This window comes from Micromonospora sp. C51 (genome assembly GCF_018070435.1).
GTDB classification, from domain to species: Bacteria; Actinomycetota; Actinomycetes; order Mycobacteriales; family Micromonosporaceae; genus Micromonospora; species Micromonospora sediminimaris.
Window position 1 is genome coordinate 27,764 of record NZ_JAGPXQ010000029.1, and the last position, 25,927, is coordinate 53,690.

General features: G+C 71.4%; 25 protein-coding genes and 2 tRNA genes. 15 read left to right on the forward strand and 12 right to left on the reverse strand.

The window, feature by feature from the left end:
* Window positions 1-146 precede the first annotated feature (146 nt).
* Both KBX50_RS23515 and KBX50_RS23520 read right to left on the reverse strand, forming a co-directional pair.
* Window positions 147-383, reverse strand: a complete 237-nt coding sequence (locus KBX50_RS23515; RefSeq protein WP_210939844.1) for a DUF397 domain-containing protein — start codon at window positions 381-383, stop codon at window positions 147-149.
* Between the two features lie 68 nt (window positions 384-451).
* On the reverse strand, window positions 452-1,432 hold the full coding sequence (locus KBX50_RS23520; RefSeq protein WP_210939846.1) for a helix-turn-helix transcriptional regulator: 981 nt from the start codon (window positions 1,430-1,432) through the stop codon (window positions 452-454).
* A 217-nt stretch (window positions 1,433-1,649) separates the two neighbouring features.
* On the opposite strand from KBX50_RS23520, the gene KBX50_RS23525 reads away from it, so the two are divergent.
* Window positions 1,650-2,963, forward strand: a complete 1,314-nt coding sequence (locus KBX50_RS23525; RefSeq protein ID WP_247674298.1) for an MFS transporter — start codon at window positions 1,650-1,652, stop codon at window positions 2,961-2,963.
* Window positions 2,964-3,050: 87 nt separating this feature from the next.
* Here the strand turns inward: KBX50_RS23525 and KBX50_RS23530 are convergent, their stop codons facing one another.
* Window positions 3,051-3,293 carry a mycoredoxin gene (locus KBX50_RS23530; protein WP_210939848.1) on the reverse strand — a complete coding sequence of 81 codons (243 nt, stop codon included), beginning with the start codon at window positions 3,291-3,293 and terminating at the stop codon, window positions 3,051-3,053.
* Between the two features lie 92 nt (window positions 3,294-3,385).
* Between KBX50_RS23530 and KBX50_RS23535 the strand changes: the two genes are divergently transcribed.
* The 3 genes from KBX50_RS23535 (at window position 3,386) to KBX50_RS23545 (ending at window position 6,460) form a co-directional block, all read left to right on the forward strand.
* On the forward strand, window positions 3,386-5,539 hold the full coding sequence (locus tag KBX50_RS23535; protein WP_210939849.1) for an ATP-dependent DNA helicase UvrD2: 2,154 nt from the start codon (window positions 3,386-3,388) through the stop codon (window positions 5,537-5,539).
* A gap of 139 nt (window positions 5,540-5,678) precedes the next feature.
* Window positions 5,679-5,963: a hypothetical protein gene (locus KBX50_RS23540; RefSeq protein ID WP_210939850.1), complete on the forward strand. Its 285-nt coding sequence runs from the start codon at window positions 5,679-5,681 to the stop codon at window positions 5,961-5,963.
* A gap of 131 nt (window positions 5,964-6,094) precedes the next feature.
* Entirely contained in the window at window positions 6,095-6,460 is a 366-nt protein-coding gene (locus KBX50_RS23545) for a WhiB family transcriptional regulator (protein ID WP_093405152.1), read from the forward strand.
* Window positions 6,461-6,754: 294 nt separating this feature from the next.
* Here the strand turns inward: KBX50_RS23545 and KBX50_RS23550 are convergent, their stop codons facing one another.
* From KBX50_RS23550 to KBX50_RS23560, 3 genes are all read right to left on the reverse strand, one after another.
* Window positions 6,755-8,083, reverse strand: a complete 1,329-nt coding sequence (locus KBX50_RS23550; RefSeq protein WP_210939851.1) for an AarF/ABC1/UbiB kinase family protein — start codon at window positions 8,081-8,083, stop codon at window positions 6,755-6,757.
* Window positions 8,084-8,150: 67 nt separating this feature from the next.
* Window positions 8,151-9,197, reverse strand: a complete 1,047-nt coding sequence (locus KBX50_RS23555; protein ID WP_210939853.1) for a hypothetical protein — start codon at window positions 9,195-9,197, stop codon at window positions 8,151-8,153.
* A gap of 193 nt (window positions 9,198-9,390) precedes the next feature.
* Window positions 9,391-9,558, reverse strand: coding sequence for a DUF5679 domain-containing protein (locus tag KBX50_RS23560; protein WP_012014940.1), 168 nt, complete (start codon window positions 9,556-9,558; stop codon window positions 9,391-9,393).
* A gap of 536 nt (window positions 9,559-10,094) precedes the next feature.
* Here KBX50_RS23560 and KBX50_RS23565 point away from each other — a divergent pair.
* Window positions 10,095-10,616 carry a M48 family metallopeptidase gene (locus KBX50_RS23565; protein ID WP_210939859.1) on the forward strand — a complete coding sequence of 174 codons (522 nt, stop codon included), beginning with the start codon at window positions 10,095-10,097 and terminating at the stop codon, window positions 10,614-10,616.
* Window positions 10,617-10,658: 42 nt separating this feature from the next.
* A complete protein-coding gene (locus tag KBX50_RS23570) occupies window positions 10,659-11,342 on the forward strand; it encodes a hypothetical protein (protein ID WP_210939861.1) in 684 nt (227 codons plus the stop codon).
* Window positions 11,343-11,383: 41 nt separating this feature from the next.
* Here the strand turns inward: KBX50_RS23570 and KBX50_RS23575 are convergent, their stop codons facing one another.
* Complete coding sequence (locus KBX50_RS23575; protein WP_210939863.1) at window positions 11,384-12,682, reverse strand: zinc-dependent metalloprotease; 1,299 nt, start codon at window positions 12,680-12,682, stop codon at window positions 11,384-11,386.
* Between the two features lie 115 nt (window positions 12,683-12,797).
* Here KBX50_RS23575 and KBX50_RS23580 point away from each other — a divergent pair, with 115 nt between their 5' ends.
* From KBX50_RS23580 to KBX50_RS23605, 6 genes are all read left to right on the forward strand, one after another.
* Complete coding sequence (locus KBX50_RS23580) at window positions 12,798-13,811, forward strand: PDZ domain-containing protein (RefSeq protein WP_210939865.1); 1,014 nt, start codon at window positions 12,798-12,800, stop codon at window positions 13,809-13,811.
* 101 nt (window positions 13,812-13,912) lie between these two features.
* Window positions 13,913-16,936, forward strand: coding sequence for a UPF0182 family protein (locus tag KBX50_RS23585; protein ID WP_210939867.1), 3,024 nt, complete (start codon window positions 13,913-13,915; stop codon window positions 16,934-16,936).
* Between the two features lie 173 nt (window positions 16,937-17,109).
* Window positions 17,110-17,183 (forward strand) — tRNA-Met (locus tag KBX50_RS23590).
* A gap of 191 nt (window positions 17,184-17,374) precedes the next feature.
* Window positions 17,375-17,448: transfer RNA gene (locus KBX50_RS23595), tRNA-Met, on the forward strand.
* 122 nt (window positions 17,449-17,570) lie between these two features.
* On the forward strand, window positions 17,571-17,810 hold the full coding sequence (locus tag KBX50_RS23600) for a hypothetical protein (protein WP_210939869.1): 240 nt from the start codon (window positions 17,571-17,573) through the stop codon (window positions 17,808-17,810).
* 87 nt (window positions 17,811-17,897) lie between these two features.
* Window positions 17,898-18,728, forward strand: a complete 831-nt coding sequence (locus tag KBX50_RS23605; RefSeq protein ID WP_210939870.1) for a phosphoribosylaminoimidazolesuccinocarboxamide synthase — start codon at window positions 17,898-17,900, stop codon at window positions 18,726-18,728.
* 50 nt (window positions 18,729-18,778) lie between these two features.
* Here KBX50_RS23605 and KBX50_RS23610 read toward each other — a convergent pair whose 3' ends face one another.
* Window positions 18,779-19,252, reverse strand: a complete 474-nt coding sequence (locus tag KBX50_RS23610) for an ATP-binding protein (protein WP_210939872.1) — start codon at window positions 19,250-19,252, stop codon at window positions 18,779-18,781.
* A 117-nt stretch (window positions 19,253-19,369) separates the two neighbouring features.
* On the opposite strand from KBX50_RS23610, the gene macS reads away from it, so the two are divergent.
* Both macS and KBX50_RS23620 read left to right on the forward strand, forming a co-directional pair.
* Window positions 19,370-20,494, forward strand: coding sequence for a MacS family sensor histidine kinase (macS, locus tag KBX50_RS23615; RefSeq protein ID WP_210939873.1), 1,125 nt, complete (start codon window positions 19,370-19,372; stop codon window positions 20,492-20,494).
* Window positions 20,491-21,153, forward strand: coding sequence for a response regulator transcription factor (locus KBX50_RS23620; protein ID WP_210939880.1), 663 nt, complete (start codon window positions 20,491-20,493; stop codon window positions 21,151-21,153). Before macS ends, KBX50_RS23620 begins: the two co-directional genes overlap by 4 nt.
* Window positions 21,154-21,171: 18 nt before the next feature.
* Here the strand turns inward: KBX50_RS23620 and KBX50_RS23625 are convergent, their stop codons facing one another.
* Together KBX50_RS23625 and KBX50_RS23630 are read right to left on the reverse strand one after the other, a co-directional pair.
* Complete coding sequence (locus KBX50_RS23625; protein ID WP_093405184.1) at window positions 21,172-21,744, reverse strand: DUF5709 domain-containing protein; 573 nt, start codon at window positions 21,742-21,744, stop codon at window positions 21,172-21,174.
* A gap of 91 nt (window positions 21,745-21,835) precedes the next feature.
* Window positions 21,836-22,828, reverse strand: a complete 993-nt coding sequence (locus tag KBX50_RS23630) for an SDR family oxidoreductase (RefSeq protein ID WP_210939884.1) — start codon at window positions 22,826-22,828, stop codon at window positions 21,836-21,838.
* Between the two features lie 135 nt (window positions 22,829-22,963).
* Between KBX50_RS23630 and KBX50_RS23635 the strand changes: the two genes are divergently transcribed.
* The gene (locus tag KBX50_RS23635) at window positions 22,964-24,166 is read left to right on the forward strand and encodes a glycosyltransferase (protein WP_210939886.1); all 1,203 of its coding nucleotides are present in this window, start codon (window positions 22,964-22,966) and stop codon (window positions 24,164-24,166) included.
* Here the strand turns inward: KBX50_RS23635 and KBX50_RS23640 are convergent.
* Window positions 24,121-25,065, reverse strand: a complete 945-nt coding sequence (locus tag KBX50_RS23640) for a hypothetical protein (RefSeq protein WP_210939910.1) — start codon at window positions 25,063-25,065, stop codon at window positions 24,121-24,123. The two genes, KBX50_RS23635 and KBX50_RS23640, sit on opposite strands and share 46 nt — an antisense overlap.
* 49 nt (window positions 25,066-25,114) lie before the next feature.
* Window positions 25,115-25,927 carry a histidinol-phosphatase gene (gene hisN, locus KBX50_RS23645; RefSeq protein WP_210939912.1) on the reverse strand — a complete coding sequence of 271 codons (813 nt, stop codon included), beginning with the start codon at window positions 25,925-25,927 and terminating at the stop codon, window positions 25,115-25,117.

The window sequence follows — 25,927 nt, forward strand, 5'->3', positions numbered from 1 at the left end:
TCGTACGCCCGACGCTCGTCCCAGCAAGTGAAACGCGCCCAACGGTCCACAGACCCGACCGATCATCCGATCCCTGCTCAGCGTCGGTGTGGACAGACGACAATGGGGCCGCCGGCGAGCAGCCGGCGGCCCCGCAGGCGTCCGCGCTAGTGGTTGTCGAACTGACCGTTGATGGCACCGGAGATGAAGCCCTGCCATCCCGCCCGATCGAACAGCAGCACCGGGCCACCCCGGTCCTTGCTGTCGCGCAGCGCCACCGCGGCGGGACCGTTGGACAGCGGTGCGACCTCCACGCAGTTGGAGGTCTGGCTGCGCGTACTGGTGCGCCAGGGTGCGCCCGCGAGCTGGGCGAGGACGGACGGCGTGTTGCGGAACTCGTTCATCGTTGCGCTCCTGAGGTGAACCGATGGAACGAGTGGCACCGCACGTCCCGACGGCGGGCCGGTGCTGGTCACCGTTCCGTCAGGCGCCCGGAGGAACTGCGGCGTTGGGCCGGCGCCGTTGCCGGACCACTCGCCACAGTGGGCGGGGTCGCCGCGACGGACAGCCGTCCCGACGAGTCGATCAGCCAGGAGAGGGTGTCCGTTGCGGAGAGTGCCGCCGTGCATAGCCACTCGAACACCACTTTATAGCGATTTAGGGTGATTGCCTCGGTCGACATGACGTCGGTGAAGCCACCTTCGATGGCGAGCGTCTCCGGATCGAGGGGGTCGGCGAACCGATAGACCGAGAACGCGGTCGGCGGGAGGTACCACTGGCCGATCGGAGTGTCCCGGGGAAGCACGTGCAGCGTGACGTTCGGCAGCATGGCCAGCTCGCAGAGCTGTGCCAACTGCTCACGGAGCACCTCGGGTGGCCCGGCCCGGTGGCCGAGCGCGGACTCCTCCAGCACCGCGGTGTAGCGGGGTGGGTCGGTCTCCCGGGTCAGCGCCGACTGTCGCGCCAGGCGGGCCCTGATCTCCGTCTCGATCTCGTCCTCGGCCTCCGGGGCGCCGGCGGCCTGGTCGACCTGCCAGGCCGAAGAGATCCGCATCCGCGCGTACCCACTGGTCTGCAACAACCCCGGCACCAGCACCGGGTTGTACTCGGAGATCTCGGCGCAGCCCGCCTCCAGCTCGGCGAAGCCGCGCTGCTGCTGCGTCATCGCCGGATACCGCTTCAGCCAACCACGCATGTCGCCGGCTTCGTGGGTGATGCCGAGCAGCTCCAGCCGGAGGGCATCGTTTACGTGGTACAGGTCGAGCAGGTCCCGGACGTCGGCCGGATCGGGGCGGCTGCGGCCGTTCTCCAGGCGGGACAGTTTGGACGCGGATGCCCAGCCGACGCGTTCGATGACCTGGTCGCCGGTGAGCCCGGCGGCTTCGCGCAAGCGGCGCAGTTCGCCGCCGAGCCGGCGGCGACGCAGGATCGGGCTGGGTGCGGCAGGAGGCACAGTGTCCTCTTTTCCGTCGACCGCCGCGGACGCGACGGTAACTGTATGAAATTCGCCCCCCACGGTCAGTATGGACGTCGCGACCGGCGCCGGAGGTACCGGCGGAGGGCGTGTCATCAGAAATACGCAGACCCGACAGCGACTCCGGTCGGCGCGATCCGCGTCGCCGGCTCCGCCCGACCCGCCCGCCGCACCGAGTCGCGCCACCGGAGGATCAATGCGCACCGTCCTGAGTCGCCCGGACTTCCGCCTGCTCTTCGGTGGGCTGTTGGCCAGCATGACCGCCGAGTCGATCCTGCTGCTGGCGCTCGCTGTCTGGGTCAAGGACCTCACCGGATCGGACGGCCTCGCCGGTGCCACGATCTTCGTCATCCTCGCGCCACGCGCGCTGGCGCCGCTGGTCGGGTGGTTCGTCGACCGGTATCCGCGCCGCCCCTTCTTCGTGGTCACCAACCTCGCGACGGCGCTGTTGCTCACCCCCCTCTTCGCGGTCCGCGACGCGGGCGACATGTGGCTCATCTACGGAGTGGCCGCGCTGTACGGGTTGTCGAACCTGACCGTCGGGGCGGTGCTCAGCCGTCTGGTGCGGGAACTGGTGCCGCCGGACCTGCTCGGCGAGGCGAACGGGGCGTTGCAGACGGCACGGCAGGGGCTGCGGTTGATCGGCCCGCTCGCCGGTGCCGGCCTCTACGTGACGCTCGGCGGCTGGCTGCTGGCCCTGGTCGGGATGGTCGGATTCCTGGTCGCGGCCGTGGTGGTCGGCGCGCCACGGGCGGTCGCGGCGCCCGGCACGTCGTTCGCGCCGCAGGCGCCGTCCGCCGCGTCGGCCGGTGGCGCCGAGCACCGACCGCGCTGGCCGCAGGAACTGGCCGCCGGGCTCCGCCACCTCGCGGGCGAGCCGGCACTGCGGCGGGCACTGCTCGGATACGGCCTCGGTTCGCTGGTGATGGGCTTCACCGAGTCGTTGATCTTCGCGTACGTGGACCGGGGGCTCGGGCGGGAACCGGCGTTCGTCGGCGTGCTCTTCACCGTGCAGGGGATCGGTGGCCTGGTGGGTGGGCTGCTCTCCGCCGCCGTGCTGCGGCGGGTCGGTGAGCTGGGTGCCCTGGCCGTCGGGGTGGCGCTGTTCGGACCTGCCGCGCTGATGTTGGCGTACCCGAATCTGTGGCTCGGCATCGCCGCGGTGCTGGTTGCGGGTCTGTCGCTGCCGTTGACCCTGGTCGGGCTGCACACCCTGATCCAACGACGGACACCGCCGGAACTGCTCGGTCGGGTAGCCGCTGCCGCCGAGGCGGCGGTCCGGTGCCCGCAGGCGTTCTCGGTCGGCATGGGCGCGCTGGTCGTCGCCCTGCTCGACTACCGGCTGGTCTTCGCGTCGGTCGGCCTGGCGACCCTGCTCGCCGGCAACTACCTCTGGCGTGGCCGCCACCTGAGCCCGCCACCCGGGCCGCCGGTACGGCCCTCGGTGCCCGCCCAACGCCGAGCACCCGAGGCCGAGATCGGTGCGCTCGACCCTCTCCGGCGTAGTTGACCATGAAGTTGTTGCCCAGGTAGCCAGCTACCTGGGCAACAACTTCATGATCGACGCGGGAGAAGCGCGGAAAGCGTGCTGGTGCGGTCAGGCGGCGATGCTCGCCAGGTGCTGCTTGACCTGGTTGATCGACGGGTTGGTCAACGCGCTGCCATCGGCGAAGCGCAGCGTGGGCACCGTCTGGTTACCGCCGTTCACCTTCATCACGAACGTCGCGGCCGCCGGATCCCGCTCGATGTCGACCACCTGATAGGCGATCCCCTCCCGGTCGAGCTGCGACTTCAGCCGGTAGCAGTAGCCGCACCAGGGAGTGGAATACATCGTGAGCATGGTCAGATCCTCCAACGTCGCGCCCGGTGGCTTGCCGATCAAGCACAGGCTATCCGCTGCAACGTCCGGGGAAGCTGCGACAATTCCCCGCTGTGGTGGTTAACTCCGCGTCCGAACGCGTGCTCGCCGGGCTCGATCCGGAGCAACGCGCGGCGGTGACCGCCCCGGCCGGCCCGGTCTGCGTGCTCGCCGGCGCCGGTACCGGCAAGACCCGGGCCGTCACCTCCCGGATCGCGTACCGGGCACTGACCGGTGAGATATCGGCCCGGCATGTGCTCGCGGTCACCTTCACCGCCCGGGCCGCCGCGGAGCTGCGGCAGCGGCTCGCGATGGCCGGCGTGGCCAGCGTGCAGGCACGCACCTTCCACGCGGCAGCGCTGCGCCAGGTGCGCTATTTCGCACCTCGGCTGCTCGACGGCCGCGCCATGCCCGAGTTGCTGGACAGCAAGGTCCGGTTGGTCACGCTCGCCGCGGCGCGAGCCGGCCTACGGGCCGACCGGACCGTGGCCCGCGACCTCGCCGGTGAGATCGAATGGGCCAAGTCCTCCCTCGTCGAGCCGGGTGAGTACGTGGTGGCCGCCGCCAAGGCGCTGCGGGAGACGTCGCACGAGTCGGCGAAGGTGGCGGAGGTGTTCGCCGCGTACGAGCGGCTCAAGCGGACCGGCGGAGTGATCGACTTCGAGGACGTGCTGCGTGCCGCGGTCTGGGGGATCGAGGAGCATCCCGACGTCGCCGAGCAGGTCCGCAACCAGTACCGGCACTTCGTCGTCGACGAGTACCAGGACGTCAACCCGTTGCAGCAGCGGCTGCTGGACGCCTGGCTCGGCGGACGGGACGACCTGACCGTGGTCGGCGACGCTTCCCAGACCATCTACTCGTTCACCGGGGCCACCTCGGCCTACCTGGTCGACTTCCCGCGCCGGCATCGGGCGGCCACCGTGGTCCGGCTGGTCCGCGACTACCGGTCGACGCCGCAGGTGGTCGGACTCGCCAACGCGGTCATCTCGCAGGCGCGGGGCACCGAGGCGCGACTGCGCCTGGAACTGGTCGGGCAGCAGCCGGCCGGCCCGGAGCCGGAGCGGCGGATCTTCACCGACGAGCCGGCCGAGGCCGCCGCGGTCGCCGCCCGCTGCCGGGCGATGATCGACGCCGGTACCCCGGCCCGCGAGATCGCCGTGCTGTTCCGCACCAACGCGCAGTCCGAGGCGTACGAAAAGGCGCTCGCCGAGGCCGGCGTGCCCTACCAGGTCCAGGGGGCGGAGCGGTTCTTCGAACGCGCCGAGGTACGCCAGGCGATGGTCGCGCTGCGCGCGGCGACCCGGTCGGTGCCGGGTGAGACCCCGTTGCGGGCGGCGGTGGTCGAGGCGCTGGCCGGCGTGGGATGGGCACCGGACGCTCCGCCGCCGGGAGGCGCCGCCCGGGAGCGGTGGGAGGCGCTGGCCGCGCTGGTGCAGCTGGCCGAGGAGTACGCGGCCACGCCGGAGATCCTGCCGCTCGGCGTGGCCGCCGCGGTGGAGCGCCCGGTCACCCTGACCAACTTCACCGAGGAACTGGCCCGGCGGGCGGCCCAGCAGCACGTGCCGACCGTGGACGGCGTGACGCTGGCCTCCCTGCACTCCGCCAAGGGGCTGGAGTGGGACGCCGTCTTCCTGGTCGGCCTGGCCGAGGGGACCCTGCCCACCACGTACGCGCGCACCACCGAGCAGGTCGAGGAGGAACGCCGACTGCTCTACGTCGGCATCACCCGGGCCCGGCAGTGGCTCTGGCTGTCGTACGCCTCGGCGCGCTCGCCGGGCGGTCGGCCCCGGCGAGCGAGTCGGTTCCTGCCGCAACTTGCGCCCGCCGGCACGACGGAGCGGGCCGACCCGGGACGGCCGGGGCGGGCCCCGCAGCGGCGGGCCGCCACCCGGATCGTGTCCTGTCGGATCTGCGGCACCACTCTGCTCGCCGGACCGGATCGCAAGCTGGGCCGGTGTGCCACCTGTCCCTCCGACATCGACGACGAGTTGCACGACCGGCTGCGCGAGTGGCGGTCCCGGGTGGCCGGGGCACAGAAGGTGCCCGCGTACGTGGTGTTCACCGACGCGACGCTGGTGGCACTGGCCGAGCGACGGCCGGGCCGGGCCGAGGAACTGGTCGCGATCGCCGGGATCGGGCCACGCAAACTGGGCCTCTACGGAGAGGCGGTGCTGGCGTTGGTGGGGGGCGCGACGGTCGACGAAATCTGCCCGCAGAAAACTTTCTGAATCCGACCGTTAATTCGTTTGCCCTCGCCCTGCCGGCCGGCATAGCCTCAGGGCACACCTCGGAAGGGGGCCCTGTTCGGGCTGCTCACGGGGTCTGTTTCCGGGTCGACCACGAGTGAACGTCAAGGAGGTGGCACCGATGGAGAGCTACATCTACCAGCGTCCGACGGCGCTGCCCGTTGCCGTCGCTCCGCTGTCGGCTGCCCTGACGACCGCCGCTCCGCTGGCGGAAGTCCGGGCCACCACCGTCGCTGCGCGACCGTGGGCTCCGCAGGTGCACCGGGCCGAGATTCAGGCCGAGCTGATCCTCGCACCGGTCACGAACGGGCTCCAGGGGAGCAATGGCTTCACGGGCAAGGGCGTCGATGGCGTCAACAAGCGGATGGACGTCCGCGGTGTTCCACCTCGAGGTAGACCGGTCTGACCACAGACCACCGGCTCACCTCGAGGCCGCGGAACCCGCACACCGGGATCCGCGGCCTCAGTTTTTTGCACCGCCGAAGTACGTCGGAACCGCGATCCACGAGATCGTAGTGAGAGAGAGGTGACCGGGCGATGAGTCTGGCGTTGGCCCCGCTCGACGTGAGCGTCGAGGTGGAGGCGAACCTGCCCTGCCGGAAGTTCGACCCCGACCTGTGGTTCTCCGACTCGCCCACCGAGCTGGAACTGGCCAAGTCGCTCTGCGGGGACTGCCCGCTGCGCGTCGAGTGCCTGGCCGGTGCGGTGGAGCGGGCCGAGCCGTGGGGCGTCTGGGGTGGCGAGATCTTCGAGCGTGGCGCGGTCGTTCCGCGCAAGCGGCCCCGTGGCCGCCCGCGCAAGGAGGACGTCGCCCGTGACGCCGAGTTGCGGGTCGAGGCCGAGGCGCGGCTGGCGGCCAATGGTCTCGCCGCGTCGCGCAGCGCTGTCCGGCTGGCTGCCTGACATGTTCCCGATTCAGACCGACCCCGCCGGTGTCGTACCGGCCGAGAGAAAGCTGACCACTGTGCTGCACCTTCCGAACGGAGCCGAGATGTACCTACTCCACGAAGCGTTGTCGAGGGCTCGAATGCTCCGGCCTCAGGCCGGTCGCACCACCACGAGCACTGAGGCAACCCGATCCGCCCGTACCATCGCCATGACCGGCCGCGCCCGGTCAGCCCGCGAACTGGGCATTCTGTAGGACGAACACACTGACGGAGGGCGGGGACCGAAGGTCCCCGCCCTCCGTGTCACCACTCAGCCGACCGGGGCGAATCCCGGCAGCCAGCGTTCCAGGATGCCCCGGTAGGAGGCCTTGGCCTCCAGTTGGCACAGCACCCCGATCGATCCGAGCGTCACCCGGTGGATGAGCAGGTAGGACGGTGGCAGGTTGAGCTGTCGGCTGAGCTGATACGCCGGGGAGCGGGGGCTGGCCAACCGGGTCGCTTCGGCGCGCAGCCAGGCCCGGGTGAACCGGAACTCGTCGGCGGCGATCGGCTCCAGCATCGGACGCAGGAATTCCAACAGGGCGTGCGCGTCGATCGGCTCCGCGCCACTGACGAAGCCCTCGGCCCGCAGCCCGGCCTCCACCCCGTCGGCGTCGCCGCGCAGGGCCAGCCCGGCGATGCGGCCGATCGGTTCCGGCGTACCTTCCGGCATCCGAGCCACCGCCCCGAAGTCGATCACGCCGAGCCGGCCGTCGGGCAGCAGCCGGAAGTTTCCCGGATGCGGGTCGGCGTGCAGCAGCCCGGTCCGAGCCGGCGCGGAGAGATGGAGGGTGGCCATCAGTCGGCCCGCCTCGTCGCGTTGCTCCTCGCTGCCGGACCGGATGATGTCGGCCAGCGGCGTGCCCTCGATCCACTCGGTCACCAGCACCCGGGACGAGGCGAAGCAGACCTCCGGCACGTAGATCTCCGGGTCGTCGGCGTACCCGGCGGCGAAGGCCCGCTGTGACTCCGCCTCCAGCTCGTAGTCCAGCTCTTCGGTGATCCTCTCCCGCAGCTCGGCCAGGAGTGGCTTGATGTCCAGCCCGGGCTGGATGGCCCGGAACATACCCCCCAGCCGGGAGAGCTGCTTCAGATCGGCGAGCAGGGCGTCTCCGGCACCGGGATACTGGATCTTCACGGCGACGTCTCGGTCGGAACCGTCCGGTAGCCGCCACACGGCCCGATGCACCTGCCCGATGCTTGCCGCTGCGGCCGGGGAGTCGTCGAAGCTCACGAACCGGTCCCGCCAGGCTGGCCCCAACTGCTCGGCCAGCACCTTGTGCACGCTGGCGGCGGGCAGCGGCGGCGCGGCCTCCTGGAGTTTCGTCAGCGCCTGCCGGTAGGGCGCGGCGATCTCCTCCGGGAGGGCGGCCTCGAACACCGACAGGGCCTGACCGAACTTCATCGCCCCGCCCTTGAGCTGGCCGAGGACGCTGAACAACTGCTCGGCCGTGCGTTGCTGGATCTCGGCGGAGATCACGTCGGAGGCGAGCCCGGTGACGCGCTTTCCCATGCCGAGGACGGTCCGTCCGGCGAAGCCGAGCGGCAGAGCGGCGAGCTTGGCGGTCCGGGACACGGCCCGGCGCGGGATGTCGGTCACTTGGTCATTGTTACCGACTCGGCTGGCCCGCTGCTGCCGTGCAGCCGCACCCGCGCTGGTGCACCGGTCAGCCGCCGCATCGGCAGCGCGGGTGCGGCGGCCAGTAGCGTCGCCGGAGGCTGCCGGGGGCCAGCACCTCGACCGATCCGCCGAGGGTCTCGGGTGTGCCGCCATCGAGTTGGCTCAATGCTTCGCCGACTGCGTAGCCGGTCGCGGCCAGCAGGAGACTCACGGCACAGGCCGGGGCGGGCGGGGCGCTGGCAAGTTGGGCCGCGACCGTCGGCCAGCCGGGATCCCGGTCGGCCCGGTGCAGGTCAAGACAGCTCAGGCAGGGTCCGACCGGCGGCCGTACCAGGGGGCCGACCGCCGGAATTCCCTCCCGGATGTCCACCAACAGGTGCGGTTGTCGCCGTTGGGCGTGACCGGCGGCCAGCAGCGCGGCCGGCCGGTCACAGCCGAGTTGCACGACCAGGTCGGGGCGGGGCCGACGCAGCGGGCCGGTGCCGGTGCCGGGGGCGGCCCGCTGTACCGCGGCCCGGGCTGCGGCGTCGAGCGGACTGCCGATCTCCGTGGCGGCGATACCGGTGCCGACGAGATCGAGCGGACGAACCACCCCGGGTAGGTCGGGATGGACGTGGCCGACGCCCGCCTGGGCCAGTGCGACCGCGATGGCGGGGCCGAGCGGACCGCTGCCGATGACCGTCACCCGGGCGGCCAGGCGACGACGGAGCACCTGGGCGGGGGTGCCCGGTAACCGGGCGGTGGCCAGCGCCAGCGCGCCGGCCTCGGCGGCGAGCCGGGTCCGGCGCGGTCCGGTGAGATCCCGGGGCACGAGGGTGTGGGCTGGCACCACCAGACCGGCGGTACGCAGGGCGTCGAGCAGAGCGCGGGCGTGTTCCGGGCGGACTCCCGTGCCGGCCAGCACCTGCCGTTCGCTACGGGTGCCGTCGAGCAGGTCGAGCAGCCGGGCCGCCCGGGGGTCGGCCACCTCGACCAGGACCGCCCGTTCCCGGCCCAGGCCGAGCTGGAGGGTGTGCCGGTCGCGCCAGAGACGGGTGAGCCCTGGTAGCAGGCGGGGGCGGGGGGAGGCCGGTCGTTCGGCGGTTCGCGTCATGGGCACGAATAGTGACCACGTCCGCGCTTTCCGTCGATCGTTGTCCACAGGTGGCCGGCCCCAGATCCAGGGCTGTCCACAGGCTTCGGCGAGTTATCCACAACCCGCGGGTACTACTGTCGGTGGTCCGACAGTCACCGTGCATGTGAGCCGGGGGTGGCCGCAGGCCACCCCCGGCTCCAGTACGCGTACGTCAGACCTTCGCCTTGCCCAGGATGCGGTTCACTGTTGTGCCACATACCGGACACTTGCCCTTGGCCATGTTCATACCGGTCTTCGAGACCTCCACACGGCCTTCGAAGTCCCGCTTCTCCTTGCACTTGACGCAGTAACCGTTGTAGGTCTGGGCCTGGTCGGCCACGGTGTGCCCTCCTCGTGTCGTCCACCGGTCGATAACGACCCGGTGGGTCTCCCGGTGGCGGTCGCTCAGGGCGTCCGGCGCCGGTCCTGTCCGCTGGCCACCTACGTGACCACCGGTTGGCGGACCCTACCCAGGTGTGGGCGGTTCCATGTCAGCTGCGCATTGCCACTGTGAGCAAGGCGACGTCGAGAGTGTGCACGCCGAATTGGGTCAGATCAGTCAGTTTGCCGGGGACACGCCGACCAGCATCCCGCAATTGCGCTGGTGAGGGTGTCGAGTGGGGGCGCGGAACCCCGATTTGAGCTCCGCAGCGATGATCACTTAACGTGTTGGTCGGCTCGGGTGTGACACCTCGGCGGTCACCACGAAGGGTGACCGTGACGGCTGCCCCGGGTCCGGCAAAGAATTTTTTCGGGACTCCTGGCGACCAATCCCCATTTTCCGGACGCGTGTCGGGGGGTTGACTCTTGCGGACCCCTGGTCACAACGCATTAGCTTGCCAACGTGACAGCAAACCGAGGCTGCGCGGTCCACTGATGGCAGGGCCGCGGAAGCCGGTCGTCGAGGTACGGCGCAGCCAGCGTCGGCGACGCACGGTGTCCGCCTACCGCGACGGGGAGCGGGTCGTGGTCCTCATCCCCGACCAGTTCTCCCGGGCCGAGGAGAGCGAGTGGGTCGACCGGATGCTCGCCCGGCTGGCAGCCCGTGAGGGGCGCCTGGTCCGCTCCGACGCCGAACTGCTGGCCCGCGCCAGCCGGCTGATCAAGCTCTACCTCACCGAGTACGGCAACCAGGCCCTGCCGGCCAGCGTCCGGTGGGTGAGCAACCAGAACGGGCGGTGGGGCTCCTGTACTCCGGCGGACCGTTCGATCCGGCTGTCCCACCGGATCCAGGAGATGCCGGACTGGGTGATCGACTACGTGTTGCTGCACGAACTGGTCCATCTCATCGTGTCCAGTCACAACGCGCAGTTCTGGGCCCTGGTAGGCAGGTACCCGAAGACCGAACGGGCGCGCGGTTATCTGGAGGGCGTGGCCGCCGTCGCCGGCGCCCCTTGACAGACCCTGGGGGCTGCGGTGCCGCAGCGGTAGGGTCGGTGAATGGCCCGACGTGTGGTGGTGGCGCTGCTCGCGCCGATCGCCTGGACGCCGCCCGGTGTCGACCCGGTGAACTGGCGCAGCGCGCTCGCTGAGGACGTGGTGGACCTGCTCGCCATGCTCAACGAGGTGGACACCGCGGTCGCGGTCACGCGAGCCGACCGCTGGTTGGCCGACGCGGTGATCTGGCCCGGCACGACCGTGTACGAGGTGCCCGAGCCGAGCCCGAACGCGGTGTTCGCCGCCCTCACCGGTGCCGGCGGCCCGGCCGGAACGGACCCGTCGACCGGTGCTGGGCCGGCGGACGGGACCCCGGCGAGGGGAGACCGCTACGAGCAGGTGGCGGTCGTCGCGGGCGACGCGCCCGACCTGCCCGGACTCACCGTCGGTAAGTTGCTGCGTCCGCTGACCAGCCGGCCGGTCGCGGTTGCCCCGGCCGAGGGCGGCCTGCCCGGGTTGCTCGGCGTGGCGGCCCGGCTACCCGTGCCGTCCTGGCTGCCACCGCTGGACATGGACGCCACGGTGCCTGCGGCCGTGCGGGCGGCGGCACCCCGCCCCGGCGACCTGGCGGTGACCCCCTCCTGGCACCGGCTGCGCGGCCCGGCGGATCTGGCCCGCCTCGATCCGGCACTCGACGGGTGGGAGCACACCCGGTCGCTGCTGTCCGGGGCCCGCCGAAGCGGCTGAAGTCGCCGCCTCGGCGCGGCCGCGCCCGGCCTTTCCACCTGTCAGTTGCGGCCCTCGCCGCCCTCGGTGTCGTCGCGGCGTTCCGTCTCGCCCGGGGCCTTCTCCTCCGGGCCACCCGGGGCGGAGAAGTCGAAATTGTCCAACTCGGTCATCAGGTCCACGTCGGCCATGGCGAAGGCCACCGGGTCGGCGAAGTCGTCGTCGGAGGGAAGCAGGTCGGGGTGCCCCCACAGCGCGTCTCGGCCGGCGATCCCCCGGTGCTCGGTGAGCGCCGCCCAGAGCGCTGCCGCCTCGCGCAGCCGACGGGGTCGCAGTTCCAACCCGACCAGGGCCGCGAAGGTCTGCTCGGCCGGACCGCCGGCCGCCCGGCGGCGACGGAACGCCTCGCCCAGCGCCACGACGTTCGGCAGCCGGCCGTCGGCCGCCCCGTCGACCACGTGGCAGACCCAGCCCTCCACCAGGGCGAGGGCGGTTTCCAGCCGGGCCAGCGACGCCTTCTGCGTCGGGCTGTCCTCCGGTGTGAAGATTCCCTCCAGGGCGATCGCCTGCATCGACTCCGGGTCGGTCGGGTCGACCCGTCCCATCGCCTCCTCGATCGCCTCCCGATTCACCCGGATGCCGGCGGCGTACGTCTCGACGGCGTTGAGGACATGCCCCCGCAGCCACGGAACGTGCTCGAAGAGCCGCTGGTGCGCCGCCTCGCGTAGGGCAACGTAGAGGCGGACCTCGTCCTCGGGGAGTTCCAGCCCCTCGCCGTACGCCTTGATGTTTGCGGGAATGAGCGCGGCCGTGCCGGCCGGCCCGAGCGGCAGACCGATGTCGCCGGCGGACAGCACCTCCGCGGCGAGCGACCCGAGGGCCTGGCCGAGCTGGCCGCCGAAGAGCGCGCCACCGAGGGTGGCGACCATCGACTGCATCGGGCCGAGCTGGGCCCGGGCCTCCGGCGGAACCAGGTCGCCCATCGCGCCGACCATCCGGCTGGCCACCGGGTCACACAGCTTGCGCCAGACGTCGAGCGTCTTGAAGATCCATTCGTTGCGGTTCCAGGACACCGTGTTGCGGATGCCCGAGGGCAGCGCGGAGGCCGGCTCCAGCCAGAGGTCGGCGATCCGCAGCGCCTCCTCCACCGCGTGACGCTCGTAGGGGGAGACCGCCGGGTCGCCCGCCGCGGCGAGCTGACTGGCCGCCACCTGACGGGCCAGGTCCCAGTTGACCGGCCCGCTGCCCGACGCGGAGAGCAGGTGCTGCAACTGCGACATGAACTGCTGCATCTGCGCAGGGTCGTTGGGGTCGGGCGGCTGCCCACCCGGTAGCGCGAAACCGAACGGAATATCAGGCACGACGTCTACGGTACGCGCGCCGAGCCCGGAGCCGCCGCCACCACGGTTCCGCTCAGGGCGAAGTCGTTCGTCGTGCCGACCGGGAGCCGCGACCGGGATCGGTACGCTCTGCCGCATGAGACGTCGCGGCCTGACCGTCCTGCTCGGTGCCCTGCTCACCGCACTGCTCAGCATCGGGGTGCTCGGCGCGCCCGTCCCGTACGTGGTGCTCGGTCCCGGCCCGACCGTCGACACGCTGGGCCAGGAGGACGGCAAGGAGGTCATCCAGGTAACCGGCCGGGAAACCTCCACCTCCGCCGGCCAGCTGCGGCTGACCACGGTGGGAGTGCAGCCCGGCGTCAAGCTCCGCTCGGCCATCCAGGGCTGGCTCTCCGACGAGCAGGCTGTGGTGCCGCGGGAACTGGTCTACCCGCCGGGTGAGACCCAGGAGGAGGTGGAACAGCGCAACGCCGAGGACTTCCAGGTCTCGCAGACCAGCGCGGAGACCGCCGCGCTGCGGGAACTCGGCTACGAGGTGCAGGTCGTGGTCAAGACGGTCGCCGCCGACGGGCCGTCGGCCGCGGTGCTGCGCCCCGGCGACGTGGTGACGTCGGTCGACGGTGAACCAGTGCCGTTCGCCTCCCGGCTGACCGAACTCATCCGGGCCCGGCCGGCGGGCACGGCGCTGCGGATCGGGTACACCCGGGACGGCGCCGCGCGAACCGACACCATCACCAGCCAGGAGCACGACGGCCGGCCCCGGATCGGGATCGAGATCGAGCAGCAGCAGCCCCACCCGTTCACCCTCTCCTTCGACCTGAAGGACATCGGCGGCCCGAGCGCGGGTCTGATGTTCGCCCTGGGCATCATCGACAAGCTGACCCCGGACGACCTGACCGGCGGTCGGATCATCGCCGGCACCGGCACCATCGACGACTCCGGGCAGGTCGGCCCGATCGGTGGCATCCCGCAGAAGCTGGTTGGCGCGAAGCAGGCCGGCGCGACCGCGTTCCTGGTGCCGGCGGCCAACTGCGCCGAGGCGGTCCGTAACCGGCAGCCGGACCTGCCGTTGGTGAAGGTGGGCACGCTCGACGAGGCGTTGGACGCGATGGCGACGCTGCGTTCCGGGGGCGAGCCGGCGTACTGCTGAGCCGCGCGGCATGACCTTGCGCTCACGCTTTCAGGAACACCCCGTACTCTGGGTGCCTGGTCGGAGCCGATCATAACGAGCGTGCGGAGCCAACAGTGGTCATGCGTAGCAGCAGCCCCCTGCCGAGGATGAGCCGACGCGGACGCGTCACGATCGGGGTCCTGATCGGGGTGTTCGTGCTGTTCACCCTGCTCGGCTGGGGAGTGCAGGCCTGGACGGACTGGCTCTGGTTCTCCGAGGTCGACTACACCGAGGTCTTCCGGGGGGTGCTGGTCACCCGGCTGCTGCTCTTCCTGGCCGCGGGCCTGGCGATGGCGGCGATCGTCGGCGGCAATCTCTGGCTCGCGCAACGGCTACGCCCACGGATGCGACCCCACTCACCGGAACAGGCCACCCTGGAGCGGTACCGGATGCTGCTCGGCCCCCGACTGGGCCTGTGGATCACTGCGGCCGCCGCCATCGTCGGCCTCTTCGCCGGCCTGTCGGCGCAGAGCCGCTGGAACCAGTGGCTGCTCTTCCTGCACGGCGGCAACTTCGGTGTGGACGACCCGGAGTTCGGCGTCGATGTCGGTTTCTACGTCTTCCAGCTGCCGTTCTGGCGGTTCCTGCTGGGGCTCGGTTTCACCTCGGTGGTGCTGGCGCTGATCGGCGCGCTGGCCGTGCACTACCTGTTCGGCGGGGTGCGCCTGCAGGGCGTCGGCGACCGGATGAGCAACGCCGCCCGGGCCCACCTGAGCACGCTGGTCGCGGTCTTCGTCCTGCTCAAGGCCGTCGCGTACGTGCTGGACCGGCGAGCGATGCTGTTGGAGTACAACGACGGCGTGAACGTCTACGGCGCCGGCTACGCCGACATCAACGCGCTGCTGCCGGCCAAGGAGATCCTCGCCTACATCTCCGTGGTGGTGGCGATCGCGATCATCGTCTTCTCCAACGCCTGGATGCGCAACCTGGTCTGGCCGGGCATCTCGTTGGCCCTGCTCGGCGTCTCCGCGGTGGCGATCGGCGGCATCTACCCGTGGGCGGTGCAGACCTTCGAGGTCAAGCCCAGCGCCCGGGACAAGGAAGCGCCGTACATCCAGCGCAGCATCGACGCCACCCGCGCGTCGTTCGGACTGGACATCACCCAGAGTTCGGCGTACTCGGCCAACAACCTGAACCCGCCGGAGAGCCTGGCCACCGACACGTCGGTGGTGCCGAACGTCCGACTGCTCGATCCGCAGCTGGTCAGCGAGACCTACACCCAGCTCCAGCAGGTCCGTGGCTTCTACGACTTCGGTCCCAAGCTGGACATCGACAGGTACACGCTCAGCGGCGCGACCCAGGACTACGTGGTCGGTGTACGTGAGATCAACTATGGCGAGTTGACCGCGCAGCAGAGCAACTGGATCAACCGGCACACCGTCTACACCCACGGCTACGGCGTGGTGGCCGCGCCCGCGAACCGGGTGGTCTGCGGTGGGCAGCCGTTCTTCGTCTCTGGTTCGCTCGGCGAGCGGACGCAGGAGTCGTGCGCGTCGGCCACCGACCTGATCCCGGCGAGCCAGCCCCGGATCTACTACGGCGAGCGGATGGCCACCGGTGACTACGCCATCGTCGGCAAGCCGAACGCGGACGCCAACCCGGCCGAGTTCGACCGCCCGGCGGGGGAGAGCGGCGAGGACGGTGAGGGACCCGAGTCGTACTACACCTACACCGGTTCCGGCGGCGTCGAGATCGGCTCGTTCACCCGTCGCCTGCTCTACGCGATCAAGGAGCAGGAGGCGAACTTCCTGCTCTCCGAGGCGGTAAACGACAACTCCAAGCTGCTCTACGTGCGTAACCCTCGGGACCGGGTGGAGAAGGTCGCCCCGTTCCTCACGCTGGACGGTGACCCCTACCCCGCCCTGGTCGACGGCCGGGTGCAGTGGATCGTCGACGGTTACACCACCGCCGCGACCTATCCGTACGCGGAGCGGGTCAACCTCCAGCAGGAAACCACCGACGAGCTGACCGGCCGGGGCACCATCCAGCTGGCCCGGGAGAACGTCAACTACATCCGGAACTCCGTGAAGGCGACCGTCGACGCGTACGACGGCACCGTGGTTCTCTACGAGTTCGACGAGAACGACCCGGTGCTCAAGGCGTGGAACAAGGCGTTCGGCGGAGACCTGATCAAACCACGCGCCGAGATCCCGCCGGCGCTGGCCGACCACTTCCGCTACCCGGCCGATCTGTTCAAGGTGCAGCGCAACCTGCTGACCCGGTTCCACGTGACCAACCCCGGCGACTTCTACTCCGGCCAGGACTTCTGGCAGGTGCCGAACGTGCCGGACGCGCCGGACAGCGGGCAGAAGCAGCCGCCGTACTACCTCTACACCCGGTTCCCGGGCCAGGATGCGCCACGCTTCCAGCTGACCAGCGCGGTGACCCCCAACGGTCGGCAGAACCTGGCCGCACTGATCTCCGGTTCGTACCAGGACGGCAGGCCGACGTTGCAGGTGCTGGAGCTGCCGGACCAGACGGCGATCTCCGGTCCGGTGCAGGTGCACCAGCGGATGACGAACACCAACGCCACCATCCGGCAGCAGCTGAACCTGCTCTCCTCCAACCAGGCCCAGGTGCAGTACGGCAACCTGCTCTCGCTGCCCTTCGGCAACGGGATGCTGTACGTCGAGCCGGTCTACGTGAAGAGCAACCAGCAGGACGCTTACCCGCTGCTGCAGAAGGTGCTGATGTCGTACGGCGACGGGGGCTCCTACGTCGTGCTGGCCGACAACGTCGCCGACGGCATCAAGCAGCTGGTCGAGCAGGGCAAGCAGGCAGCTGCCGGTAACCCGCCGCCGCCGGCCGGAGGTGAGGAGCCACCGCCCGAGGGTGAGGAGCCGTCTCCGTCGCCGACGGTGACTCCGTCGCCGGGCGACGCCCCGCCGCTCACCGGCGAACTCGGTACGGCCGCCGAGCGGGTACGGGCCGCGATCACCGAGGTGCGTGCCGCCCAGGCATCCGGCGACTTCGAGCGGTACGGTCGGGCGCTGGCCGCGCTGGACGAGGCGCTCACCGCGTTCCAGCAGGCTCAGCAGGCGGCGGGCACCAACGGCACGCCGAGCCCGCCGGCGCCTTCCGGCAGTCCCTCACCCACCGGCTGACCGCCCCACACGGTGAAAGCCCGCGGCTCGGCGTTCCTCGCCACTGCCGCGGGCTTCATCATGTCTGAGCGGTGACTGGGGCTGCGCGCTGACCGGAGATCGGCGGTGAAACCGGGCGTTCCGTGGGTCGTTTTGCGGGCGGCGGGGGTGGTGCGCTACGGTGGATCTACCGACGCGGGGTGGAGCAGCTCGGTAGCTCGCTGGGCTCATAACCCAGAGGTCGCAGGTTCAAATCCTGTCCCCGCTACTGCGAGAAAGAGGTCCCGGATCCGTCCGGGGCCTCTTTCGTTCATCCGGGGACGATCCCCGTCCGGGTCGATCGTGCCCCGTGATCCCGGGCCAGGCGGCGGTCCAGCGGGGCGAATTCTCGGCCCGGGGGCGTTACGGGTGGGGCTGGTGATGAGCTCCGTTACGGATGGGGTAGGCTGGTTCTACCGACGCGGGGTGGAGCAGCTCGGTAGCTCGCTGGGCTCATAACCCAGAGGTCGCAGGTTCAAATCCTGTCCCCGCTACTGCGACGAAGTGGCCCCGGATCCGTCCGGGGCCACTGTCGTTTGTCCGGGGGCCTGTCCGCGGCGTCGACACGAGCTTCGTTCGGCCGGCCGAGGTTGCGCGTCTCGGCGAGGATGGGCGCATGTCTTCCTTCGGTAGGTGGTGGGGGCGGCTCGGCACGCTCCTGGGTACGGTCGTGCTGACGGTTTTCGTTCCGGTCGCTGCGTGGGCGTCGACCGGCACCGGCGAACTGGTGGTGGAGGCGGCTCGACGGCGCGGGCGCGGTGTCGGCGTCTTCGGTTTCCTGAGTCTGCTCTGCTGCCTGGCGGTGGTGGCCGTGATCGTCCTGCTGGTGATCCGGATGACCCGCCGCCGGCGCTGACCAGGCGTACCGAGGCCGTTCGCGCCCCGGCGGTCGGCCCGTGGACCGCCAGCGGCGGTACGACCGGCGCGTGGTCTACTTGTCCGCGTGGAACTTCTGCACTCGGGCAAGGTGAGGGACGTCTACGCCGAGGGCGATGACCTGATCCTGGTCGCCTCCGACCGCGTCTCCGTCTACGACGTGGTGCTGCCGACCCCGATTCCGGACAAGGGCAAGCTGCTCACCGCGTTGTCGCTGTGGTGGTTCGAGCAGCTGGCCGACCTGGTCCCCAACCACGTCATCTCGGCCACCGACGTGCCGCCGGAGTTCGCCGGCCGGGCGATCCGCTGCCGCCGGCTTGAGATGGTGCCGGTCGAGTGCGTCGCCCGTGGCTTCCTCACCGGTGGCGGCCTGAAGGAGTACGAGAACACCGGGAAGGTCTCCGGCGTCGAACTGCCGCGCGGGCTGGGCGAGGCGTCCATCCTGCCGGAGCCGATCTTCACCCCGTCCACCAAGGCGCCGGTGGGCGAGCACGACGAGCCGATGACCTTCGCCGAGGTGGTCGACAAGGTCGGCGCGGAGACCGCCGACCGGCTGCGGCAGTTGACCATCGACGTGTACTGCCGGGGCGCCGAACTGGCGGCCGACCGGGGCATCCTGGTCGCCGACACCAAGATCGAGCTTGGTTGGGCGCCGGACGGCACCCTGGTCCTCGGCGACGAGCTGCTCACCCCGGACTCGTCCCGGTTCTGGCCAGCGGAGTCCTACCAGCCTGGGCGCGCCCAGTTCTCCTACGACAAGCAGTACGTACGGGACTGGGCGGCGCGTAGCGGCTGGGACAAGCGGAACCCGGCACCGGAGTTGCCCGCCGATGTGGTCGACGCCACTCGGGCCCGTTACGTGGACGTCTACGAGAAGCTGACCGGCGAGCGCTGGTAAGAGCGACCGGCTCCAACTCTCGCGTCGAAGGAGGGCGGGGCGGTCCGTCGCTATTCGCCGCTGCGGTGGCGGCCGACGTGCTGCTCGGCGGGGGCGGTCGCGGTGATGATGCGTACCGTGGTGCCGGCCGACCCGGTCTCGACGTCCATCGCGTCGGTCAGCTCGCGGGCCAGCCAGAGGCCCCACCCGCCGGCCGTCTCCGGCGCGGGTCGGCTGCGGTTGTCGAGATTCTGGGTGCTGATGCCCGGACCGTGGTCGGCGACCTCGCACAACACCAGGCCGGGCTCTTCCCACAGCCGCAGCCAGCCCTGTCCGCCGCCGTGCCGCACCGCGTTGGTGATCAGCTCGTTGACGGCGAGCACAAAGTCGTCCAGCCGGTCGTCGCGCAGCCCGGCAGTGCGCGCGCAGGCGGCGACCGAGTGTCGGAGCTCGGTCACCTGGGCCTGGTCGAAGGCGTCGGCGATCAGGAGGGCGTGTTCGATGGGCACCACCGTACGCGGTGGGGGAGGTCCTGCGTTCGTCATGGCCCCCGTCCCGACAGAGATCGCAGAGGTTTACGCGGCTTTTACAACCGTACGTCAGGGTTGGTCGAGGTGCATCGGCCGCAGGCGGGCCCGAGGGCCTGTGGCATCGTGGCGCACGTGCCTGCTGCCGCTGGTTTCGAGGTGCCGCTCTGGCGTGCCGTCGCGGTCTTCCGGGTGGCCTCCCTGGCGTACGTCTGCGTGGTGTTGATCCGCGACGCGGACCGCTACGCCCACCCCCTCGCCGCGACGGCGCTGGTGTTGTTCATGGCGTTCTGGACGGCCGTCACCGCGATCGGGTACGCGGTCCCGGCGCGGCGCGGCTGGCCGCTGCTCCTGGCCGATCTGGGCGTGGTGGTGGCGATCCTGCTGGCCACCCCGTGGGTGATGGGCCGTCCGGCGCTCGACGCGGGGCTGCCGACCCTCCCGGTGGCCTGGCTGAGCGGGCCGGTGCTGGCCTGGGCCGTCTGCGGCGGTCGGCGGCGGGGCGCGGTCGCGGCACTGGTGCTCGGCGCGACCGACCTGGCGACCCGGGGCATGGTCACCCCGAGCGCGTTCAACGGAGCGATCCTGATGCTGCTCGCCGGCGTGGTGGTCGGGCACGTCGCCCGGCTGACCGTGACCGCCGGGGAGCGGCTGCACCGGGCGGTCGAGTTGGAGGCCGCCACCCGGGAGCGGGAACGGCTGGCCCGCGACATCCACGACTCCGTGCTCCAGGTGCTCGCCCTGGTGCAGCGGCGGGGCGCCCACCTCGACGGGGAGGCCGGCGAACTGGCCCGGCTGGCCGGGGAGCAGGAGATGGCGCTGCGGTCGCTGATCTCCGGTGCCGGACCGATCCCGGCCGGTGCCGCCGACGCACCGGTGGACCTGCGCACGCTGCTCGGCCGGCACGCTTCGGCCACGGTGTCGCTGTCCGCACCGGCGGGCTCGGTGCCGCTGCCCCCGGCGGTGGCCCGCGAACTGGCGGCGGCCGTCGCCGCGGCGCTGGACAACGCGGCCCGGCACGGCGGCGGCCGAGCCTGGGTGCTGGTCGAGGACGAGGGGTCCGCCGTCACCGTGTCGATCCGGGACGAGGGGCCGGGTTTCCCGCCCGAGCGGCTGAACGAGGCGGCGGCCCAGGGACGGTTGGGTGTTGCCCAGGCCATCCGGGGGCGGCTGGCTGACCTGGGCGGTACCGCCCGGATCAGCTCGACACCGGGTGCCGGTACCGAGGTGGAACTCACCGTGCCGAGGAGGCAGCCATGAGCGGTGTACGCGTGATGGTCGTGGACGATCACCCGATGTGGCGGGAAGGGGTGGCCCGCGACCTGGTCGAGGCCGGCCACGAGGTGGTGGCCAGCTGCGGCGAGGGCCGCCAGGCGATCCGGGTGGTCGCCGCGGCCCGTCCCGACGTGGTGGTGCTCGACCTGCAACTGCCGGACATCTCCGGCGTCGAGGTGATCAACGGACTGCGGACGGCGCACCCCCCGGTGCGGGTACTCATGCTCTCGGCCAGCGGTGAGCAGCAGGGCGTGCTCGACGCGGTGAAGGCCGGCGCCACCGGCTACCTGCTCAAGTCCGCCGGGCTGGCGGAGTTTCTGGAAGCGGTGCGGCGTACCGCCGCGGGCGATCCGGTCTTCACCCCCGGCCTGGCCGGACTGGTGCTCGGCGAGTACCGCCGACTGGCCGCCGGTGGTGATCACGCGGCGGCCGGTACCCAGGACGCGGCACCCCGGCTCACCGATCGGGAGACCGAGGTGCTGCGTCTGGTGGCCAAGGGAATGTCGTACCGGCAGATCGCCGAGCGGCTCGGGCTGTCGCACCGTACGGTGCAGAACCACGTGCAGAACACGCTCGGCAAGCTTCAGTTGCACAACCGGGTGGAGCTGACCCGGTACGCGATCGAACGCGGCCTGGACGACTAGGTCGGCGGCGCCGGCCGATCAGACCGAGTGCGGCGGCCGGGTCTCGTGCACGGCCAGTTCCTCGGCGCTGGCCCCGCCACCGGCGGCCCCCGCGTCGTACGCGATCGAATCGGTCTCCTGGTCGGTGTGCGCCCCTTCGTCCGGTTCGACCAGCCGGCCGACGGTGGCGTCCGCGCTGGTGCCCAACCGGTCGTGGTCATAGAGGGAGACCGGGGACTTCGGGTCGGAGGTGGGGCCCGGATCGATCACGTCGGCGTCGAGCTGTGCCTGCGCCGCCTGCTCCCGGCTGTCCGCCTCGGCCGCGATGTCCGGGTCGACCGGTCCGGCCAGCGGGTCGTCGACCGGCAGCTCGAACCGTTCCCGGCCCAGCTTGTAGTCCAACGACTCCCCGTCGAGCTGTTCCTCGGCGGTGGTGCCGAACTCGTCGACCGCCACCGGCGTCCGGTCACCGGGCAGCTGAGCCGGTGCTGGGCCGTCCGCTTCCCGTCCGGTCAGCACGTCGTCCCCGGCCGTCGAATCGTCGTCGGCGGTGTCGGGCAGGCCGTCGGCCTCGGGATCGGACACGGGGGTCGGGTACTCGTCGTCGCGCATGACTGACCACTACCCGTTGCCCTCCCGCCGTAACCGGTCCAGGCGGGGCGGTTGGCCGGCCGGGTGCGGCCGTCACGCCGCCCGTCCGCGCTCAGCGCGCGATCCGGCGGGCCAACGCGGCGACCGTGCCGACGGCGGTGCCGGCGGCGGCCAGCCCGAATGCGGCGGAGATCCGGACCAGTTGGCGACGCCGGCCCTGCCAGCCACCCTCCGCTGTCGCCGCGGCGTCCGCCCGGAAGACGTTACCGCTGGTGTCGGCGGTTGGTAGCGGCCCGAACTGGGTGTACCGCCCGTACCAGCCGAGGACCCGTTCGGCCAGCGCGGGCACCAGCCGCCACTGCATGCCGACCAGGCGAGCGGCCCCGCCTGCGTACGCCTCCCGGCGGGGCCGCTTCAGCAACCGGACGATCGTCTCCGCGACCACCTCCGGCGGATAGACCGGCGGCGGCGGAAGCACCTGCCGGCCGCTGTGATTGGCGGCGTGCCGGAAGAACGGGGTGTCGATGGTGGCCGGCAGCACCGTGCAGATCGAGACGGACCCCCGGCCGGTGACCCGCAGCTCCTGGCGGACCGTGTCGGACAGTCCCCGGACCGCGTGTTTGGCGGCGTTGTACGGGGACTGGTACGGCATCGCCACCTCGGCCAGCACCGAGGCGTTGTTGACCACCACGCCGCCGCCGGCCGCACTGAGATGCGGCAGCGCGGCCCGGATCCCGTTCGCCGTGCCGAGCAGGTTGACGTCCAGCACCCGGCGGAACTCGGCCACCGGGATTTCGTCGAACAATCCGATGGTGCCGACCGCGGCGTTGTTGATCCACGCGTCGATCCGGCCGAACTCGGCCACCGTGGTCGCGGCGAGCCGTCGCATCGCGTCCGCGTCCGTCACGTCGGTGGGCACCACGAGGGTGCGACCGCCCAGCTCACGGCAGTGCCGGGCCACCTCCCGCAGGGCCGGCTCGGAGCGCGCGGCGAGCACCACGGTGCTGGCGTGACGGGCCAGGGCGTACGCGGTCGCGGTGCCGATGCCACTGGACGCACCAGTGATGACGATGGTGGCGTCGGCCAGGTTTCGGGCGAGGGGCATTCCTCATCGGTACCCCGTGGTGTCCGGGTCATGCCGCCGAGCGTGCCCCGGATCTGCGAGGTTTCGGCTCGTCGGAGGCCGGTTAATGGGACGCTCTGACCGGAGACCACCGCCTAATCCGCATGGAGGTGCCCCATGCGCGTCGGCCTTGTCTGTGCCCACGCCGCTGCGCCGCCGTCCGGCGACGGAACCGTCGTCGGCACCTACCAGCACATCGCACGGGTCGCGGCCGAACTGGCCGGGCGGGGTCACGACGTGCGGGTCTACACCCGTCGGGACGACCCGGATGCGACGGAGACCGACATCGTGGACGGCTACCGCGTGGAGCGGGCACCGGTGGGCCCGGTCGCGCCGATCCCCACGGCCGATCTGGTGCCCTACGTGGCGGCCTTCGGTGCGTGGCTGGCCGACCGGTGGTCCGCCGACTGGGCTCCCGAGGTGGTGCACGGCCACTACTGGATCGGGGGCCTGGCCGCCGCGCACGCCGTGCGGGAGACCGACATCCCGATGGTGCAGACGTTCCACTCGATCGGCATGGAACAGCTGCGCCACCTCGGCGCCCAGTACGACGGGCCGGGCACCCGCATCCCGCTGGAGCGGGCGCTGACCCGGGCGGTGGACATCGCGGTCGCCCAGTGCAACGACGAGGTCGACGAGTTGACCAGGATGGGCCTGCAACGCACGTCGGTCGCGATGGTTCCGACCGGTGTCGACACGGAGCGTTTCCATCCCGACGGCGAGGCCGCCCCGCGTGAGCAGCGGCCCCGGATACTTTCGGTGGGCGGGCTCGGGCGCGGCCACGGCCAGGAGGACCTGATCCGAGCGATGCGCCTGGTCGGTGACGCGGAGCTGGTGATCGCCGGTGGGCCACCGACGGACGGACTGGCAAACCACGCCGAGGCCCGTCGGCTGCGGGAACTGGCCGATCGGGTCGGGGTCGGTGAGCAGGTGCACCTGGTCGGCGCGGTGCCGCACGAGCAGATGGCCACCTGGTACCGCTCGGCCGACGTGGTGGCCTGCACCCCGCACTACTCCTCGGCGGGGCGGGTGTCGCTGGAGGCGATGGCCTGTGGTGTCCCGGTGGTGGGCTACGCCATGGGTGGCATCGCCGACGCCGTGGTCGACGAGGTGACCGGCAAGCTGGTGCCGCCGGGCGACGTACGCGCTCTCGGGATGACGCTACGTCGGCTGCTCGCCGACAACGCCGGCCGCTTCGCCTACGGGCATGCCGCGGTCGACCGGGTGCGGTGCAGCTACACCTGGGAACGCACGGCCAGTGCTCTGGAGCGGCTCTACGAGCGGGTGGTGGGTCGACGCAAGCCGGTCGAGGCGGCCTGAGGCAACGGATCAGTGATGACGCTGGCCGTGCCCGCGACGCGGGCTGCGGGCTGAGTCACGAGCGGCGGCGGAACGCCCACCACCGCCCGGGTGACAGCGTGCTGATGCTGCGGCTCCGCGTACCGGGTGAGCCCGACGACCGCGGCGAGGGTGACCAGGAACCCGATCCCGGCTAGCCACTCCCGGCCCGGCCAGATCTTGTCGTTGAGCAGCAGCAACCCGACGATGGCGGCGGGCACGGCGCCGGCCGCGTCCATGGCGGCCACCGCGGCCGTGGTGGAACCGCGCTGCATCGCCAGCCCGAGCAGCAACTGGCCGACCACGGAATGGCCGACGAGCAGGTAGAGCAGCGGGTCACTGAGGAACGCGTCCCAGCTCGGCGCGGAGGCCAGCGGTCGGGCCGCCACCGCGGCGGCGGAGAAGGCCAGCCCGGCCAGTGAGCCGAGCGCCACCGATCCGGGCGCGCCGTGCAACCGGACCGCGAAGATTCCCAGCACCGCGATCACCGCCAAGGCCACCAGCAGGGCGACCATGCCCGCGGTGCCGAGGGCCTTCGACGGTGCCGGCCGGGCGGCGAGGACCAGCGCGGTGATTCCGGCGAAGAGCAGCACCAGCAGCGCGACCTCGGCCACCGGCAGCCGCCACTTCAGCAGGACCACGCCGAGCAGGGCGGTGACGCCGAGCCCGGCGGCCACGCTCGCCTGCACCAGGAACAGCGGCAGGTCACGCCGGGACAGGAAGGCCAGGACGAACCCGACGACCTGGCAGGCCAGCCCGACCAGATAGGTGCGGTGCCCGGCCAGGCGCAGCAGCAGCCCGGGATCGAAGGTGTGATGCACGGTGGTGCGGGCGGCGGCGACCGACTGCAACAGGTTGGCGACGCCGTACGCGACGATCATCGCCGCCAGGAAACACCAACCGGAGGTAGCCACCTGGCGAGGATAGAGGTTACCGGGCGTCAATGCGCGGCGGGCTACCGAGCCGGTGAAGGATGTCGGGATGCAGCGCGCCGTTGCTGGCCAGGGTGCTGTTGTCGCCGCCTGCCGGGGCCGGACGGCCGGCCAGATCGGTGATCGTGCCGCCTGCTTCGGTCACGATGGGTACCAGCGCGGCCACGTCCCAGAGGGACAACTCGGGCTCGATCATCACGTCCAGCGCGCCCTCGGCCAACAGCATGTAACCGTAGAAGTCGCCGTAGGCCCGGCTGCGCCAGGTGTCCCGCATCAGTTGCAGCACCGCGTCGAGCCGGCCGGCCTTCTCCCAACCGTCCAGGGAGGAGTAGCAGAGGCTGGCGTCGGCCAACCGGGTCACCCCGGAAACCCGGATGGGCGTCCCGTGGGCCGCGTCCGTGCCCGCGTACGCCCCGGCGCCCTGCGCCGCCCACCAGCGGCGGCCCAGGGCCGGTGCGGAGACCAGCCCGGCGACCGGGCGGCCCTCCTCCAGCAGGGCGATAAGCGTGGCCCAGATCGGTACGCCCCGGACGAAGTTCTTGGTGCCGTCGATCGGGTCCACCACCCACTGGCGGGTGCCGGGAGCGGGTGTCGCGCCGTACTCCTCGCCGAGCAGCCCGTCGTCGGGCCGGTGCTCGGCCAGCAGGGCCCGGATCTCCCGTTCCACGGCGGTGTCCGCGTCGGAGACCGGGGTCAGGTCGGGCTTCGACTCGACCCGCAGGTCCAGGGCGCGGAACCGGGCCGTCGACAGGGCGTCGGCGGCGTCGGCGAGCCGGTGGGCGAGGGTCAGGTCAGCGGCGTACCCGGTCAT

What these genes read in the sequence shown, in the direction of transcription:
- KBX50_RS23635 (WP_210939886.1), top strand. Translation starts at nt 22,964, where the DNA reads ATGCGCGTCGGCCTTGTCTGTGCCCACGCCGCTGCGCCGCCGTCCGGC.
- KBX50_RS23545 (WP_093405152.1), top strand. Translation starts at nt 6,095, where the DNA reads ATGAGTCTGGCGTTGGCCCCGCTCGACGTGAGCGTCGAGGTGGAGGCG.
- KBX50_RS23585 (WP_210939867.1), top strand. Translation starts at nt 13,913, where the DNA reads ATGCGTAGCAGCAGCCCCCTGCCGAGGATGAGCCGACGCGGACGCGTC.
- KBX50_RS23555 (WP_210939853.1), bottom strand. Translation starts at nt 9,197, where the DNA reads ATGACGCGAACCGCCGAACGACCGGCCTCCCCCCGCCCCCGCCTGCTA.
- KBX50_RS23630 (WP_210939884.1), bottom strand. Translation starts at nt 22,828, where the DNA reads ATGCCCCTCGCCCGAAACCTGGCCGACGCCACCATCGTCATCACTGGT.
- KBX50_RS23565 (WP_210939859.1), top strand. Translation starts at nt 10,095, where the DNA reads ATGGCAGGGCCGCGGAAGCCGGTCGTCGAGGTACGGCGCAGCCAGCGT.
- KBX50_RS23570 (WP_210939861.1), top strand. Translation starts at nt 10,659, where the DNA reads ATGGCCCGACGTGTGGTGGTGGCGCTGCTCGCGCCGATCGCCTGGACG.
- KBX50_RS23620 (WP_210939880.1), top strand. Translation starts at nt 20,491, where the DNA reads ATGAGCGGTGTACGCGTGATGGTCGTGGACGATCACCCGATGTGGCGG.
- KBX50_RS23640 (WP_210939910.1), bottom strand. Translation starts at nt 25,065, where the DNA reads ATGATCGTCGCGTACGGCGTCGCCAACCTGTTGCAGTCGGTCGCCGCC.
- KBX50_RS23625 (WP_093405184.1), bottom strand. Translation starts at nt 21,744, where the DNA reads ATGCGCGACGACGAGTACCCGACCCCCGTGTCCGATCCCGAGGCCGAC.
- KBX50_RS23610 (WP_210939872.1), bottom strand. Translation starts at nt 19,252, where the DNA reads ATGACGAACGCAGGACCTCCCCCACCGCGTACGGTGGTGCCCATCGAA.
- hisN (WP_210939912.1), bottom strand. Translation starts at nt 25,927, where the DNA reads ATGACCGGGTACGCCGCTGACCTGACCCTCGCCCACCGGCTCGCCGAC.
- KBX50_RS23530 (WP_210939848.1), bottom strand. Translation starts at nt 3,293, where the DNA reads ATGCTCACGATGTATTCCACTCCCTGGTGCGGCTACTGCTACCGGCTG.
- KBX50_RS23580 (WP_210939865.1), top strand. Translation starts at nt 12,798, where the DNA reads ATGAGACGTCGCGGCCTGACCGTCCTGCTCGGTGCCCTGCTCACCGCA.
- KBX50_RS23515 (WP_210939844.1), bottom strand. Translation starts at nt 383, where the DNA reads ATGAACGAGTTCCGCAACACGCCGTCCGTCCTCGCCCAGCTCGCGGGC.
- KBX50_RS23525 (WP_247674298.1), top strand. Translation starts at nt 1,650, where the DNA reads ATGCGCACCGTCCTGAGTCGCCCGGACTTCCGCCTGCTCTTCGGTGGG.
- KBX50_RS23600 (WP_210939869.1), top strand. Translation starts at nt 17,571, where the DNA reads ATGTCTTCCTTCGGTAGGTGGTGGGGGCGGCTCGGCACGCTCCTGGGT.
- KBX50_RS23540 (WP_210939850.1), top strand. Translation starts at nt 5,679, where the DNA reads ATGGAGAGCTACATCTACCAGCGTCCGACGGCGCTGCCCGTTGCCGTC.